Annotated in this window: 15 protein-coding genes; 6 read left to right on the top strand and 9 right to left on the bottom strand. The window is 64.5% G+C overall.

All coding sequences use genetic code 11. The features are described 5' to 3' along the window. The first annotated feature begins 48 nt into the window (after window positions 1-48). A complete protein-coding gene (locus tag FG93_RS10240; protein WP_244448558.1) occupies window positions 49-1,287 on the top strand; it encodes a multidrug effflux MFS transporter in 1,239 nt (412 codons plus the stop codon). 169 nt (window positions 1,288-1,456) lie between these two features. Here FG93_RS10240 and FG93_RS10235 read toward each other — a convergent pair whose 3' ends face one another. The 4 genes from FG93_RS10235 to aspT form a co-directional block, all read right to left on the bottom strand. Beyond that, window positions 1,457-1,711 (bottom strand): hypothetical protein, encoded by a 255-nt coding sequence (locus tag FG93_RS10235; RefSeq protein WP_052513594.1) that lies wholly within the window; start codon window positions 1,709-1,711, stop codon window positions 1,457-1,459. A 138-nt stretch (window positions 1,712-1,849) separates the two neighbouring features. Next, on the bottom strand, window positions 1,850-2,113 hold the full coding sequence (rpsU, locus tag FG93_RS10230) for a 30S ribosomal protein S21 (RefSeq protein ID WP_043234187.1): 264 nt from the start codon (window positions 2,111-2,113) through the stop codon (window positions 1,850-1,852). 146 nt (window positions 2,114-2,259) lie between these two features. Further along, on the bottom strand, window positions 2,260-2,469 hold the full coding sequence (locus FG93_RS10225) for a cold-shock protein (protein ID WP_043234255.1): 210 nt from the start codon (window positions 2,467-2,469) through the stop codon (window positions 2,260-2,262). 348 nt (window positions 2,470-2,817) lie between these two features. Further along, window positions 2,818-4,485: an aspartate-alanine antiporter gene (gene aspT / locus FG93_RS10220; RefSeq protein WP_043234185.1), complete on the bottom strand. Its 1,668-nt coding sequence runs from the start codon at window positions 4,483-4,485 to the stop codon at window positions 2,818-2,820. Window positions 4,486-4,709: 224 nt separating this feature from the next. On the opposite strand from aspT, the gene FG93_RS10215 reads away from it, so the two are divergent. The 5 genes from FG93_RS10215 to FG93_RS10195 are packed head-to-tail and all read left to right on the top strand — an operon-like array spanning window position 4,710 to window position 9,413. Beyond that, on the top strand, window positions 4,710-5,369 hold the full coding sequence (locus tag FG93_RS10215) for a GntR family transcriptional regulator (RefSeq protein WP_043234182.1): 660 nt from the start codon (window positions 4,710-4,712) through the stop codon (window positions 5,367-5,369). 54 nt (window positions 5,370-5,423) lie between these two features. Further along, a complete protein-coding gene (locus FG93_RS10210) occupies window positions 5,424-6,422 on the top strand; it encodes a TRAP transporter substrate-binding protein (RefSeq protein WP_043234179.1) in 999 nt (332 codons plus the stop codon). 6 nt (window positions 6,423-6,428) lie between these two features. Continuing rightward, entirely contained in the window at window positions 6,429-6,941 is a 513-nt protein-coding gene (locus tag FG93_RS10205; protein ID WP_043234178.1) for a TRAP transporter small permease, read from the top strand. 5 nt (window positions 6,942-6,946) lie between these two features. Then, window positions 6,947-8,221: a TRAP transporter large permease gene (locus FG93_RS10200; RefSeq protein WP_043234177.1), complete on the top strand. Its 1,275-nt coding sequence runs from the start codon at window positions 6,947-6,949 to the stop codon at window positions 8,219-8,221. A gap of 10 nt (window positions 8,222-8,231) precedes the next feature. Beyond that, the gene (locus FG93_RS10195; RefSeq protein ID WP_043234175.1) at window positions 8,232-9,413 is read left to right on the top strand and encodes an enolase C-terminal domain-like protein; all 1,182 of its coding nucleotides are present in this window, start codon (window positions 8,232-8,234) and stop codon (window positions 9,411-9,413) included. A gap of 167 nt (window positions 9,414-9,580) precedes the next feature. Here the strand turns inward: FG93_RS10195 and FG93_RS10190 are convergent, their stop codons facing one another. The 5 genes from FG93_RS10190 to FG93_RS10170 all read right to left on the bottom strand — a co-directional run bounded on the left by FG93_RS10190 (window position 9,581) and on the right by FG93_RS10170 (window position 14,452). Continuing rightward, window positions 9,581-9,790, bottom strand: coding sequence for a cold-shock protein (locus FG93_RS10190; protein ID WP_043234173.1), 210 nt, complete (start codon window positions 9,788-9,790; stop codon window positions 9,581-9,583). A gap of 127 nt (window positions 9,791-9,917) precedes the next feature. Continuing rightward, entirely contained in the window at window positions 9,918-10,673 is a 756-nt protein-coding gene (locus FG93_RS10185; RefSeq protein ID WP_043234172.1) for an SDR family NAD(P)-dependent oxidoreductase, read from the bottom strand. Further along, the gene (locus FG93_RS10180) at window positions 10,646-11,689 is read right to left on the bottom strand and encodes a ketopantoate reductase family protein (protein WP_043234171.1); all 1,044 of its coding nucleotides are present in this window, start codon (window positions 11,687-11,689) and stop codon (window positions 10,646-10,648) included. Before FG93_RS10180 ends, FG93_RS10185 begins: the two co-directional genes overlap by 28 nt. Continuing rightward, the gene (locus tag FG93_RS10175; RefSeq protein ID WP_043234170.1) at window positions 11,686-12,648 is read right to left on the bottom strand and encodes an isoaspartyl peptidase/L-asparaginase family protein; all 963 of its coding nucleotides are present in this window, start codon (window positions 12,646-12,648) and stop codon (window positions 11,686-11,688) included. The genes FG93_RS10180 and FG93_RS10175 overlap by 4 nt, the downstream gene beginning before the upstream one ends. 211 nt (window positions 12,649-12,859) lie before the next feature. Further along, window positions 12,860-14,452 carry an ABC transporter substrate-binding protein gene (locus FG93_RS10170; protein ID WP_043234168.1) on the bottom strand — a complete coding sequence of 531 codons (1,593 nt, stop codon included), beginning with the start codon at window positions 14,450-14,452 and terminating at the stop codon, window positions 12,860-12,862. Window positions 14,453-14,555: the final 103 nt, after the last annotated feature.

Below are 14,555 nucleotides of genomic sequence, written 5' to 3'. Positions count from 1 at the left end.
CGTCTGCGAGACGGGACGACCCGGGCCGTTCCCCGGCAGCAGGCTGAGATGACCGACACAATCGACATTGCCCGGCCGCGCCACGGCATGGGTTTCTATCCCTTCGTGGCGATGATGGCCGCACTGATGGCGACGAACGCGCTTGCGATCGACGCCATGCTGCCGGCCCTGCCCCAGATGGGCGAGACGCTCGGCATTGCCGAGCCGAACGACCGGCAGTGGATCGTCACGAGCTATCTGCTTGGCTTTGGTGTGGCCCAGATCATCTACGGTACGCTCTCCGACCGCTTCGGCCGCCGGCCTGTGCTGCTGACCGGCCTCAGCATCTATGTCGTCGCCAGCGTGTTCGCCGCCTTCTCCGGTTCCTTCGAGATCATGATGGCAGCGCGTGTGCTGCAGGGCGTCGGCGCAGCCGCGACGCGGGTGCTCGCCGTTTCGATCGTACGTGACTGCTATTCCGGCCGCGACATGGCCCGCGTCATGTCGCTGGCGCTGATCGTCTTCCTGGCGGTGCCGATTCTGGCGCCCTCGATCGGCCAGGCGATCCTCTGGGTCGCGCCCTGGCGCTGGATCTTCGGCGTCCTGACCGCCTTCGGCGCCACGGTGATGCTCTGGACTGCAATGCGCCTGCCCGAGACACTGCATGAGGAGGACCGCACGCCGATCAAGTTCGCCAGCATCGTCTCCGCCTTCCGCACGGTGCTGACCTCGCGCATCGGCGTCGGCTACATGCTGGCAATGACCTTCGTTCTCGGCGGGCTGTTCGGCTTCATCAACTCGGCACAGCAGGTTTTTGTCGATGTCTTCCGGGCGCCGGAATGGTTCACCCCTATTTTCGCCCTGATCGCCGCCTGCATGGCCATCGCCTCGCTGCTGAATTCGCACATCGTCGGGCGGCTCGGCATGCGCCGGGTCTCACATGGTGCGCTGCTCGGCTATATCACGCTGACCAGCCTGCACGCGGCCCTGGCCCTTGCCGGCAAGGAATCGCTCTGGCTCTTCGCCATCATGCAGGGCGGGACGATGTTCTGTTTTGGTCTGCTGGCACCGAATTTCGGGGCGATGGCGATGGATCCGCTCGGCCATGTCGCCGGCACAGCCTCCTCCGTCCAGGGCTTCATCACCACGGTCGGCGGGGCGCTGCTCGGATTCTATGTCGGCCAGCATTTCAACGGAACGGTTGTGCCGCTGACGCTCGGCTTCTCGCTCTGTGGGCTCATGGCCCTGGCAGTGGTCCTGGTGGTTGAAAAGGGACGGCTCTTCCATCCAGCGCCGGGACGCAAATAGATCATCGGACCGGATCTCGTATCCGGCCCGATGATCTGATCTTCAGTGTTTGCATCGGCTCTCGCGAAAACCGCAATCCGCTTTTCGGGCCGATGCTTTCGTTGCCTGCCCCCGGGGGCGCGGGACGTCATTCCAGGACGGCAAAAGCGCAGGGCGCAAGCCGGCGGCGTCAGGCCCGCTTTGTGCGCTTGGACGCGACCGTCTTGGGCCGCGCAGCCTCGGCAATAGCGGCGGCCTCTGCGTCGGCAGCTTCCTTCGCCAGACGCAGCGCGCGCAAGCGCGCGGTCTTCTCCGTGACAGCAACCTGTGCGGCGCGCTGCGCGTCCAGCCCACGCTGGGCTTCCTGCCGCTTTTGCTCGGCCTTCTCCAGATTCGCCTGTGCGCGGCGTTTGGCTTCGTCGGCAGAGAGTCCTTTGGTCGACATGACAGTCTACTCCCGTACGATTGCCGCCTATCGGCGGCTCTCACAGTGACGCGTCCTGCCGGCGGCGCGCATCCAGGCATACTGGACCGCCTCAAGCGGAATCTTGCGCGCCCGGTCGGCGTCTAGCCTCGCCTCAACTCAGGCAGCGGGCGCAAGGCGCGGCGGACGAGCGGGCTTTGCCTTGGGCTTTGGCGCAGCGATCAGTCCTTCGCGCTGAGCCTGCTTGCGAGCCAGCTTGCGTGCGCGCCGAATGGCGTCAGCCTTCTCGCGAACTCGCTTCTCGGACGGCTTCTCATACGCCGCACGCCGCTTCATCTCGCGAAAGACGCCTTCGCGCTGCATCTTCTTCTTCAGGACGCGCAGCGCCTGGTCGACATTGTTGTCGCGAACGAGAACCTGCATTTCGGGGCTCCTTTTAGAAAAGAAAAAAGGGCCGGGTAAATCCCGACCCTTCGTCCAACCGTGCTGCGTATCGTCCTGAAAGGGGGCGCCAGTACTTCCGTGGTCGCCGCTCGATTCGGAATGCTACGTCTGCACGGTCATGAGGCTCACTCGGCCCGAAGATTGTCCGCAGACATCTTGCCAGAGCGCTTGTCCTGGACGAGCTCGAAGGTGATCTTCTGACCTTCGCGGAGCTCGCGCAGTCCAGCACGCTCGACAGCGCTGATGTGGACGAATGCATCCTGGCCGCCATCATCTGGCTGAATGAAGCCGAAACCCTTAGTCGAATTGAACCATTTAACTGTGCCGGTGGCCATAACGAATTCCTTCTCGCAAGGCATTAATACGCGTGAGACGACGCCTCACACGGTGTTCGATTTTGAGCGGGAAGTTCGTCAGCTAGCGCGCCAATCAGCGCGGGGGCCAATTCATTCGGCCTAAGATCGATGCCCCTATATGGGTGATTGTGACCAATTTGTCAATGCAACCTGTCGTCGAGGCAAGGACCGGTGCGTTGCGACCTGCATGCAGCCGTCGACCCGGCCCTGGCGGGACCTAGTCACAACGCCCTCTCTTAGACTACTCGGCTTCGACGCCGCAGGCTCCGTCACGCCCCGATTGACTGGCACTCTCTGCGACGGATCTCATCGGTCGACCAACACATTTCAACTCATCAGCCCGACCATGCCAACCACGACCGGGCCCATCAGCGGCAGCAGGACGTTCGAGATCGCATAGGTCACGGTGTAGCCGATCACCGGCGTCGAATTGCCCGCGAGAGAGACCAATGCGCTGATCGACGGGGTGCTGCAATGCTGGCCGGCGATGGCTCCGAGCAGGATCGGAGCCTCGATCTTCAGCAGGTGGTGCCCGATATAGAGTGAAGCCAGGGCCGGCAGCGCGGAGACGAGAATCGCCAGAACCGGCAGCACCAGCCCGTACTGTTTGAGCAGCGCGAAGGCATCGGGGCCGACCGACAGACCGATTGCAGCGATGAAGGCCGCCAGGCCGAAGTCCTTCATGAACTCCGCAGCATGCAGCGGTATCGCGCCATAGCGCGGACGATGCATGTGGAGCCAGCCGAAGACCAGGCCCGAGACGAGCGCTCCGCCACCGGTCCCCAGCGTCAGGTTCAGGGCACCGAACCTGACGCTCAGCTCTCCCAGCAGAAGACCGGCGACCACTCCCAGCCCGAGCATCACGAAGTCGGTGCTCGAGGTCGCCGGAAGCAAGTGACCCAGCTCCGGGGCCGCCCGTGTGATCGCATCCTCGGAACCGTAGAGCGTCAGGACGTCGCCCTGCTCGAGAACCGTGCCGGGCAAGGCGGGAACGACATGCCCAAGCCGCCTGATGCGTGAGATGAAGACGCCGCGCCGCTGTTCCGCACTCGCCAGCCGACGAAGATCCCGAATCCGGCGCCCGGCGACCTCGCTGCGCACCAGCACGACTTCGCGTTCGACGAGCGGTACGTTGTCGCCTGCCGGCATCGGCACTTCGGCACCCAGTTTTTCGCTGATGGCGATGATGGCGCGGCGGCGACCGATCACGAGAACAACATCGTCGGCCTCCAGCACCATGTCCGTGGTTGCCTTGGTGAAGCCTGCGCCACGGCCGACCTGCTCGATGGTCACCACGCCGTTGACGCTGTTTTCGAAAGCGCCGACGCTGCTTCCCACAATGGGCCCGGCATGGAAGGCGCGCGAGACGATCTCGGGCACGCCGTTCTCCTTGCCGGCGTCGTCTTCGGCTCCCAGTTGCTTTGCAAGCGCCGCGGCTTCCTCGCGCAGGTCGATCCGCAGCAGCCGTGGCCCGATCTGCGTCGTGAAGACGACGATCGCCACAAGACCGAAGAGATAGGTCACGCTGTAGGCCGTCGCCATGTTGGACTGCAGCCGCGCCACCTCGGCCGCCGGCAGGGCCAGCCGGGCGATCGCCTCCGAAGCCGTCCCCAGGACAGCCGATTCCGTGGCCGAGCCGGCGAAGAGCCCGGAGGTGGTGCCGGGGTCCAGCCGGAACAGGACGATGGCCGCCACAAGCAGCAGCAGGACTGTCCCGACCTCGACGAAGGACAGGATTCCGTAACGCCAGCCGCCGCGGATGTTGTTGAAGAACTGCGGTCCAGCCGTAAATCCGAGAGCGAAGATGAACAGTGCAAACGCCGTGTTCTTCAGATCCGCGCTGATCGTGACGCCGAGTTGCCCAAGCGCCAATGCGACGAAGAGGGTGCCGCAGACACCGCCGATCTGAACAGGGCCAATTCTGATCTTTCCGATCAAATGGCCAAGGGCCAGTGAAATGAACAGTGCAACAACCGGCTGTTCAATGAATGCCACGATGGCCCCCCGTTCCAGAGCAGCGGTCGGCGGTGACTATTCGCTGCCCGTTTCCGCTCTGCAAGAGCCATCGATGCCGGGCGCGGCACTCGTCTGCGGCACTTTGGGATTGTCCGCGCATCGGCCAGTGTTGAGGGAGGTCACGACGCACCGATGATTTGGATTGACTCCAAAGAAAGTTCATCTCTAAATCGTGCACGATCCAAGATGCAGGATATCAGGCATTGAACGGGGCGCGAAAGATCGAACGGGTCGTCCTTGGCGACCAGGTCTATGAGGCGATCAAGGAACGCATCCTCGATCAGGCCTATGCGCCGGGCGAAAAACTCAATGTCGATGGGCTGGTGCGCGAGCTGGCGGTCAGCTCGACTCCGATCCGCGAGGCGCTGACACGGCTCGTCGCGGAAGGGCTCGTGTCGGCCGTCCCCTTCGTCGGATTCGCGACCGCTCCGCTGCCCGATCGCAGTTATTATCAGGACGTCTACAGCTTTCGCGGCGTGATCGAGCCCTGGGCCGCGGCAGAGGCCGCCAGGCGGCGCCCAGGCGCCGACGTCATCGCAGCGCTACGTGACGCGGTCGCGGTTATGACGGCCGATCCGCCGTCCCGCGAGTATCGCAGCCACCGTGCCTTCACCGAAGCCGATGACCGTTTCCACCGCCTCATCCTGATGGCGGCGGGCAATCAGGTCGCGCTGAAGAGCTATGACGACCTGCGCTTCCATCTGCACATTTCACGGCTCTACCTCAGCCGCGAGCAGGATGTCGGAATCACCCATGCCGAGCATTTCCGCATCATCGATGCGCTCGAGACCGGCGATCCCGAAGCTGCGGCCGAGGCGATGCGACGGCATCTCGAGGGCTCCTATGAGAGGCTGATCAAATAGGCCGCCCGTCAGAGGCAGCCGCTCAAGAACCACCATAACGTCCGGGAGGATACGATGTTTCTACGACGCCTTGCCGCTGCGACGCTGATCGCAGGCAGCTTTCTCGCAACGACCGCCCAGGCGCAGACCCTGCGCTTCGGCCATGCGAACACCACCGCTGAGATCGCCGGCGAACTGTTCCAGGAATTCGCCGACCGGGTGAACAAATCGACCGGCGGCGCCGTCACGATCAAGGTCTTCCCGGCCGAGCAACTCGGCAAGGAGATCGACCTGTTCAAGCAGGTCAAGGAAGGCGCCCTCGACATCTCCGCGCCCTCGATGGCAGCCGCCTCTGCGCTCGTACCCGCCCTCGAGATCCCAAGCGCGCCCTTCCTCTGGAAGGATTGGACCGAGGCCGAGGCGATCATTCGCTCTGCTGCCTTCGACCCGATCTTCGACGAGCTCCGCGACAAGCACAGCATCGTCCCGGTCAGCCGCATCTGGTACTGGGGCTGGCGCAACATGACGACGCTCGACCGCGCGGTGAAGAAGCCGGAAGACCTGCAAGGGCTCAAGATCCGCGTGCCGGAAAGCCCCGTCTGGGTCGAGATGATCAAGGCCTATGGCGCCTCTCCGACGCCGGTCCCCTTTGGCGAGGTCTACACCGCGCTCCAGCAGAAGACCGTCGACGGCCAGGAAAACCCGATACCGACGATCTACTCGCGCAAGTTCTACGAGGTGCAGGGCTATGTCGCGATGACGAGGCACATGCTCCAGAACAACATGATCGTCATCAACAAGGACAGCCTCGCCCGGCTGAAGCCCGAGCATCGCGAGGTCCTGTTCGCTGAAGCCGCCCGCGCGTCGGCCATGAACACCTATCTCCAGCAGAAGCGCGAAGCCTCGATGCTCGAGGACATCCGCAAATCCGGGCGCTCCAAAATCATCGAGGATGTCGACCGCGACGCCTTCGCCGCCAAGTCCAAGGTCGTGGCGACCGCGATGGAGGGCCGCTGGGGCAAGGCGCATCTCGACAGCGTGCTCGCGGCCATCGACGCCCAGCGCAAGCGCTAACCCGTCATGACGGGCCTCGACCTGATCCGGCGGCTCGACGACTGGTCGAGCCGCCTGGAGAACGCCTTCCTTGCCGCGCTGCACGGCGCGATCGCGACGCTGGTCTGCGCCGCCGTCGTCTTTCGCTACGCGCTGAACGATCCGCTGACCTGGTCCGAGGAACTGATCCTGCTGCTGTTCGGCTGGATGATCTTCCTCGGCATCGCCAATGCATTCCACGCCCGGACCCACATCATCATCGATGTCGTGGTGCTGTTCGCCCCGCGCTGGCTCTGCGCCATCTTCGGCGTCATGGCGCTCCTGGTGACAGCCGCGGTTCTCGGCGCGCTGACCTGGTTCTCCTGGCGCTATCTTCAGCGCGAACTGCCGAACCTGACGCCGATGCTCGGCATCTCGGCCGGCTGGACGGTTGCGCCGCTCTTCGTCGGGAGCGTGCTGTCGCTGCTGCATCTCCTGCGCAACCTGATCGACGAAGGCCTGACCGGCGCGCTCTGGTCCGACATCACGACGCGGGACTAGCAGGCATGGTCTCCATCCTTCTCCTCACCTTCGCCGTCCTGCTCGTGGTCGGCACTCCGATCTGGATCGCGATGGCAGGCTCGGCCCTGCTGACGATCTTCATCGAAGGCGTGCCACTCACCGTCGCCGCCCAGCGCATCGTGGCCGGCGTGCAGTCCTTCCCGCTGCTGGCGATCCCGCTCTTCACGCTCGCCGGCTCCCTGATGAACGCGTCGGGCATTTCCGAGCGGCTGTTCAGCTTCACCAAGGCACTGGTCGGCCATATCCGCGGCGGCCCGGCCCATACGCTGGTCGTCGGCGAGGTCTTTCTCTCCGGCATCTCCGGCTCATCCGTCGCCGATACGGCGGCAGCCGCGCGGGTCTTCGTGCCGCAGCTCGAACGCATGGGCTATCCGCGCGCGTTTGGAGCGGCGCTGTCGGCGGTTGCCGGCACGCTTGGCCCGATCATTCCGCCCTCGATCCTGATGGTGGTCTATGCCTGGCAGGCCAATATCTCGCTCGGCAGCCTCTTCGTCGCCGGCATCATTCCTGGCCTGGTGATGGCCGGCTGCATCATGGCGACCATCGCCATCCTGGCGCTGCGCCGCGACTTCAAGCCGGCCGGCGCCTTCTCGTTCCCCAATCTCTGGAAGGAGTTCAAATACGCCTCGCTGGCGCTGCTGATGCCGGTGCTGATCATCGTCGGCTTCCGGGCGGGGCTGTTCACCGCGACCGAGATCGCTGGCGTCGCCGCCGCCTATTCCCTCGTCGTCGGCATGTTCATCTACCGTTCGATCAAGCTTGCTGACCTGCCGGCGATCCTGATCGGCACGGCGCGCGAGACGGCCGTGATCATCGCCATCGTCGCCGCCGCCTCGCCCTTCAGCTGGATTCTCGCCATCGAGCAGGCGCCGCAGCTGGTCACCGCCTTCATGACCTCGATCTCAACGGATCCGCTGGTGGTCCTGCTGATCCTGAACATCGCCCTGCTGATTGCCGGCATGTTCATGGAGACGATCGCCATCATGATCATCCTGGTGCCGATCCTGCTGCCGCTGCTGACCGCATTGCAGATCGATCTCGTGCATTTCGGGATCGTGCTGCTGGTCAACCTCGTCATCGGCCAGGTGACACCGCCAGTCGGCGTGCTCTGCTTCGTCGCGATGGCGATCACGCGCGTGAAGCTCGGTGCGCTGCTCCGCGAACTCTGGCCCTTCCTGATCGCGCTCGTCGTGGCGCTCGCCATCATCACCTATGTGCCGGCCCTGAGCCTCTGGCTCCCCCGGATCGCCGGTTTCTGAGAGGATCATCATGACCAGGATTGCAGAGGTTGAGGTCGTCGAATTCTCGTTCAGGAGCAGAAATCTCGGCCGCTCGGCCGAGAATGCCCGCGCGGTCTACAATGTCGGGTACAAGCCGGATTCCGAGCTCGAGCTGACCAAGTTTGCCATCGTCATCCGCAGCGACGACGGCGCCGAGGGGCAATATGTCATGCATTGGGGCGGAACGCGGGCCACGATGGCGCAGACGCTCTCGCTTGCCCCCAATCTGCTCGGCCGCAACCCGGACCACCGCGAAGAGATCTGGAACGACATGAAGCGGGAACTCCGCCAGCATGACGGCATGGGTATCGGGCCGATCGACATCGCGCTCTGGGACCTCGCCGGAAAGCGCTTCGGCGCCTCGGTCTCGCAATTGCTCGGCGGCTTCCGCACGAGGCTCAAGACCTATGCCTCGACCTATCACGGCGACCGCAATGGCGGGCTCGACAGCAAGGAGGCCTTCTCCGACTTCGCCGAGGCCTGCTACGCGCTGGGCTATCGTGCCTTCAAGCTCCATGGCTGGCATGAGGGCGACGCGCGGGAGGAGGCGGCGAACGTCCTGCATGTCGCCAGGACTGTCGGCGACCGCATGACGCTGATGCTCGATCCGGCCAATGAGCTCAGAACCTTCGCCGATGCCCTCTATGTCGGGCGTGCCTGCGACGAGGGCGGCTATTTCTGGTACGAAGACCCGATGCGCGACTGTGGCGTCTCGGCTTTCGCCCACAAGAAGCTGCGCGAGATGCTGAAGACGCCGATCCTGCAGACGGAGTATCTGCGCGGCTTCGAGCCCAAGGCCGATTTCCTGATCAATGGCGGCACCGACATGCTGCGCTCCGATCCGGAATACGATCTCGGCATCACCGGCGCGATGAAGATCGCCCATCTCGCTGAGGCCTTTGGCGTCGATGTCGAGATCCATGCCTGCGGCCCCGCACACCGCCACTGCATGGCCGCGACGCGCAACACCAATTTCTATGAGCTTGCGCTGGTCGGCCCGGATTGCCCCAATGCCGTGCCGCCGGTCTATACCTGCGGTTACAGCGACCAACTCGAGGGCGTCGACAAGGATGGGTGCTTTCCCGTGCCCACGGGGCCGGGCCTCGGCGTGAGCTATGACTGGGATTACATCCGCGCCCATCAGACGGGGCGGGAGCTGTTCAAGCTCTAGACTAGATGCATGTGAGGGCCGGCCCTTCGGGCTGGCCCTGGTCCTTTCTACCGCCGCCTTGGGGCGACGGGCATGCCGGGAATCGTCTTCAGTCCGGATAGAGAGATAGAGATTCGCATTGGCTCGGGAGGTGACGCCGCCGATCGCCCTCCCGCAGAAGGCTAAGATCAAGCCGTCTTGAGGTTGACCGCCGAGGACTTGCCGGTCTTGCGATCGGCCTCGAGATCGTAGCTGATCTTCTGGCCTTCGTTCAGGCCGCGCAGGCCCGAACGCTCGACAGCGCTGATATGGACGAAAATATCGCTTCCGCCCGCGTCAGGGGTGATGAAACCATAGCCCTTGGTCTCGTTGAACCATTTCACGGTACCCGTGCTCACGTGCTATTCCTTCAGTCGCTATTCAGGTTGGCTCATGCCAGCCCGGGGAGCACTGTAGGGTCGAAAATATGCATGTGGCAATGATGCCGTGAAAAACCGCGTCGGCGCCCGCAAAACGCCCCAATGCTCAGGAGCGTCCGCCGTCGACGGAAAGCACCTGGCCGCTGATCCAGCCGGCCTGTTCGCTGAGGAAAAACAGCGTCGCATTGGCGATGTCCTCGGGCGTACCGAGGCGGCGGGTGTGGATGCTTTCGACCAACTTCTTCTGGCCAGCCTCGCCATAGCTTTGCCATTGCCGTTCCGTCGCCGGATTGGAGCGCACAAAGCCAGGCGCAACGGAGTTCACCGTGATGCCGTGCGGGCCCAGTTCCCAGGCGAGCTGCTTCGTCAGCCCGACCAGCGCATGTTTGGCGCTGGCATAGGCCTGGATGCCGGTGAGGCTCGGGCGCAGTCCGGCCCCCGACGAAATGGTGACGACACGCCCATAGCCGGCCTGTTTCATCACCGGTGCTGCGGCCTGCGCCAGGAAGAAGGCGGCATCGACATTGGCCGCGAAAATGGTGCGCCAGTCTGCTTCCGGAATGTCCTCGATCGGCCGGCCGACCTGGCCGCGCACGCCGCCCGCCGCATGGACGAGCAGGTCGAGCGAGCCGCTTCCGACCGAGATCCCGCCGACCAGATCGCGCGCCGCTTCCGGCGTTGCAAGATCGACGGTGTGGAATTGGGCTCCGATCTCAGCCGCGGTTTTCGCGACCCCCTCGGCATCGATATCGGCGAGATGCACTTTAGCCCCGGACTGAACCAGAGCGGACGCGATGGCGCGGCCAATGCCCTGGGCCGCGCCCGTGACAAGGGCTACGCGATTGTCGAAGCGGAGTTGCATTGGTCGATCAGCACCTTGAGCGTATCGAAGGAGAGTGGGCGCTCGCCGTCCTCGACCTCGTGAACCAGTTTCACCAGCGTCTCGATCGCCGGCGTCGGAACCCCTGCCTCGCGCCCGAGGCGCGCGATGATGCCGATCTGGGGGTCGACTTCGGTCTTGCGCTTGCGCACGGCAAGGTCGCGCCAGATGCCGGAACGGGTCTTGGCCGTCTTCGAGGTATAGTCTGCGAGCCAGGCGATCGTCGCGATCTGCGGATATTCCGGCCGGCCCGGCGCGAAGACCATCGGATCGAATTCGCCGAAACCGAGCGAGGACACTCCGCGCGCTGCCGCGACCGCACCGACCTCACGCCCGAGCTCGAGCCAGACAGGAAGCCGCTTCGGATCGGCGAAATTCGCCGACATCGAATCATCCGTCAGCGCGGTAGCGAACAGCATCGCACCATAGGCGAGCTTGCCCCAGAGATAGCCCCAGATATTGCTGGTCAGAATGGAGTCGGACTCGAAGAGCAGCATCAGCCTGTGCATCTCGAGGGCGCGTGGCGTCATCGCGCCATCGATCTCGCCCACGACGACAGCGCCGCGATTGCCGTAGAGAATCTCGCCCGGCCCGTGCCAGTCCGCGCCGAAATTGACGAAACAGCCCATGGTGCGGGCCTCGCCGACGCGCCCGGCAATGGCCAGTTCGTTGAGACCGTTCTGGGCGGAGAGCACGAAGCCGTCTTCGGCCAGATGTGGGGCCAGCGCGTCGAGAGCCGCTTCCGTGGCACCCGCCTTCACCGCGAGCACGATGCGCCTGTAGGTTCCGGTCAGCTCCGCCGGCGTCACCGCGGGCACGACCTGGCGAAACTCCTCGATCGGCCCGCTGATCGCGAGCCCCGTCGTCCGGCAGGCTTCGACATGTTCGGGAACGACATCGACGAGCAGGACGGGGATGCCCGCGCGCGTCCAGTAGGCCCCAAGCGTGCCGCCGATCGCGCCCGCGCCCCAGATGACGATCGGCTCGGGCGTGCTCACGCAGCCGCCTCGATCTGGCCGGCGACTTCGACATCGCCATGGGTCGCGACATGGATGAAGCCATCGGGCGTCACCCAGCCGCGATACATGCCCTCGGAGTTATACGGCGCAACGATGCTGCCATCGGCGCCAATCGCGACGAGGCCAGCACCGATCCTGTGCTCGGTGAGCTCGGCGATTGCCCGGGCAGTCGCCTCCTCGAGGCCGAGACCGGCATAGGCCATCAGCGAGGCGATCTCGTGCCCGACGCAGTAGCGGATGAAATACTCGCCCTTGCCCGTACCCGAGACCGCGCAACGCCCGTCGCGCGCATAGGTGCCGGCGCCAATGATCGGCGTGTCGCCGACGCGCCCAGCCGGCTTGTTGGTGTAGCCGCCGGTGGAGGTTGCGGCGGCGAGATGGCCCTGGGCATCCAGCGCGACCGCGCCGACCGTGCCGTGCTTCTCTGCCTCGCTTGCTTCGGACATGGTGCCGACGAGCTCGCGGATCTTCATCGAGGACAGGTTCTTGCGGCGCCGCTCGGTCGAGAAATACTCGTTCTCGACCATGTCGAGCCCTTCCGACTCGGCGAAGCTGTCGGCAGCCGTGCCGGCCAGGAAAAGCGGGTCGCCGCGGCGCATCAGCACCTTGGCGGCGCCGATCGGGTTGCGGATGCGCTTGACGCCACAGAGTGCGCCGGCAGCCAGCGTCTCGCCATCCATGATGGAGGCGTCGAGCTCATGCTCGCCATCCGCGTTGAACGCTGCGCCGTGGCCGGCATTGAAATGCGGCGAATTCTCCATCACCAGCACCGCGGCCTCGACCGCATCGACGGCCGAGCCGCCCTTGGTGAGAACCGCCCAGCCGGCGCGGAGCGAGGCGGCGAGATCCGCCTTGGCCTCGGTCCACTCCGTTTCGGTCATCTCGGCCTTGGGCAAAGTGCCACATCCGCCATGAATGGCCAGGGCAATAGGTGACATTGTCATGGGTTATCCTGGTGCGTTTCCCTCTCTCCCGCAGCGGGAGAGGTCGAACCGGTGTAGTCGGGAAAGGGGGAGAGCAGGCGGCGGGGCACATACCCCACCTACTGGTCCTGCGGCTAGTCTCTCCACGCATGCCCGATACTCGTCCGGCGCGTTTTTATACCGGTTCCCGCATATCTGCCAGAATCGGTCCACCGAGGCCGAAGCCTCATTTCTTGGCGGGTTTGATGTCCATGGCGAGCGTGTCCTCATCCACGCGCGGCCTGATCGCGACCTTGTCCTTCTGCATGGCCCAGGCGGAGCCGACGGCGACGATCGGCAGACGCGGCCGGTCCTGTGCGACGATGGCGTTGGCATCGGCGAGGAGCTTGTTGCGCTTGGCCTCATCCATCTCGACCGCCGCATCCTCGATCAGCTTGTCGAGCTCGACGTTCTTGTAGCCCAGCACGTTGAAGGCGCCGAGCTTTTTCGCCGGATCGTTGGAGTGCACCACCGAGGAGAGCGTGTAGTTGGCCTCGCCGGTCAGCGTGCCCCAGCCGGACATCGACATCGAGAAATCGCCACGCAGACGGGCCGGGAAGAAAACCGCGCCAGGCTGGGCGTTGGCATTCACCTCGATGCCGATCCGCGCCAGCATCTGCGCGATGGACGTGCCGACCTGGCGGTCGCCGGGGAGACGATCATTGGTGAACGAGAAGGCGACCTTGAAGCCGTTGGCGTAGCCGGCCTCCTCCATCAGCTTCTTGGCCTTGGCCAGGTCGGGCTTCAGCGGCGGCAGCGACTTGTTGTAGCCGGCGATATCCGGCGTCACGAGCTGGTTCACCGGTGAGCCGAGACCTTCCATCGCGATTTCCGCCAGGGCCGGGCGATCGATGGCGAGATCGATCGCCTCGCGCACCTTGACGTCCTGGAGCGGATTCTTCGGCAGCGGCGAACCATCCTTGGCGCTGACCTGCGGGGACTTGTCCCGCATGTCGAGCTCCATGTTGAAGACATAGACCGTATCGACCGTCGTGACCGCGAGCTTGGAGTCGCGTTTCAGGGTCGGCACGTCGGACGCCGGCGCGCGCACAATGATATCGACCTGCCCGGCCTTGAGCTGGGCGACGCGGGCGGCGTCGTTCGGCAGCTCCTTGCGCAGCACGCGGGCCCATGGCTCCTTCTCGCCCCAGTAGCCGTCGAAGCGCTCCAGCACGAGCTGGTCCTTCGGCGTCCAGGATACGAACTTGTAGGGGCCGGTGCCGACCGCTGCCTTTCCGGTATTGAAGGCCTCGTTGGCATTGTCCTTGGTCAGCCCGGCGGCCGCCTTGTGGGAGACGATGAAGAGGCGGATGAAGTCGTTCGGCAGGTTCGGGGCCGGCCCGTCAGTGACGATATGGACCGTCAGCGGATCGATGACCTTCACCTCCTTGACGCGGCGCACATAGATCGTGGTCGGGTTCGGTCCGGCAACCACCGGGATGCGCTCGATCGAGAATTTCACATCCTCGGCGGTGAAGTCGGAACCGTCATGGAACTTGACACCTGGGCGCAGCTTGAACTCCCAGACTGAAGGCTCGATCGCTTTCCAGCTCGTCGCGAGCCGTGGCTCGATCTGCAGTTTGTCGCCCGACCAGGTCAGCGTATCGAAGACATGCTTCAGCGCTTCGGCATGGGTGCCGGTCGCAGTGAAATGCGGATCGATCGATTCCGGGCCGGCGCGAACGCCGATTGTGAGCGTCTGCGCAAGCGCCACCCCGGAGACCGAGGCGCTGAGCGCTGCCGCGAGTGCGAAGATGCGGACGGTCGTTGCAAGCTTCATGACGAGTTCCCCTGTTTTGTTTCGGTAAAGGTCGACATGTCGGCCCTTCCGCTGGTTTGTTGTGCGGCCTCGGCGGTGGCTGTCGGCCCACGCCACGAGGCGC

The organism is Allobosea sp. LC85, assembly GCF_000735605.1.
GTDB lineage: Bacteria > Pseudomonadota > Alphaproteobacteria > Rhizobiales > Beijerinckiaceae > Allobosea.
This window is presented reverse-complemented; position numbering and strand designations above follow the sequence as displayed.

Bases quoted from the DNA above. Each gene is read 5' to 3' on its own strand.
- FG93_RS10240 (WP_244448558.1), top strand. From the start codon at position 49: ATGACCGACACAATCGACATTGCCCGGCCGCGCCACGGCATGGGTTTC.
- FG93_RS10235 (WP_052513594.1), bottom strand. From the start codon at position 1,711: ATGTCGACCAAAGGACTCTCTGCCGACGAAGCCAAACGCCGCGCACAG.
- rpsU (WP_043234187.1), bottom strand. From the start codon at position 2,113: ATGCAGGTTCTCGTTCGCGACAACAATGTCGACCAGGCGCTGCGCGTC.
- FG93_RS10225 (WP_043234255.1), bottom strand. From the start codon at position 2,469: ATGGCCACCGGCACAGTTAAATGGTTCAATTCGACTAAGGGTTTCGGC.
- FG93_RS10210 (WP_043234179.1), top strand. From the start codon at position 5,424: ATGTTTCTACGACGCCTTGCCGCTGCGACGCTGATCGCAGGCAGCTTT.
- FG93_RS10205 (WP_043234178.1), top strand. From the start codon at position 6,429: ATGACGGGCCTCGACCTGATCCGGCGGCTCGACGACTGGTCGAGCCGC.
- FG93_RS10200 (WP_043234177.1), top strand. From the start codon at position 6,947: ATGGTCTCCATCCTTCTCCTCACCTTCGCCGTCCTGCTCGTGGTCGGC.
- FG93_RS10195 (WP_043234175.1), top strand. From the start codon at position 8,232: ATGACCAGGATTGCAGAGGTTGAGGTCGTCGAATTCTCGTTCAGGAGC.
- FG93_RS10185 (WP_043234172.1), bottom strand. From the start codon at position 10,673: ATGCAACTCCGCTTCGACAATCGCGTAGCCCTTGTCACGGGCGCGGCC.
- FG93_RS10175 (WP_043234170.1), bottom strand. From the start codon at position 12,648: ATGTCACCTATTGCCCTGGCCATTCATGGCGGATGTGGCACTTTGCCC.
- FG93_RS10170 (WP_043234168.1), bottom strand. From the start codon at position 14,452: ATGAAGCTTGCAACGACCGTCCGCATCTTCGCACTCGCGGCAGCGCTC.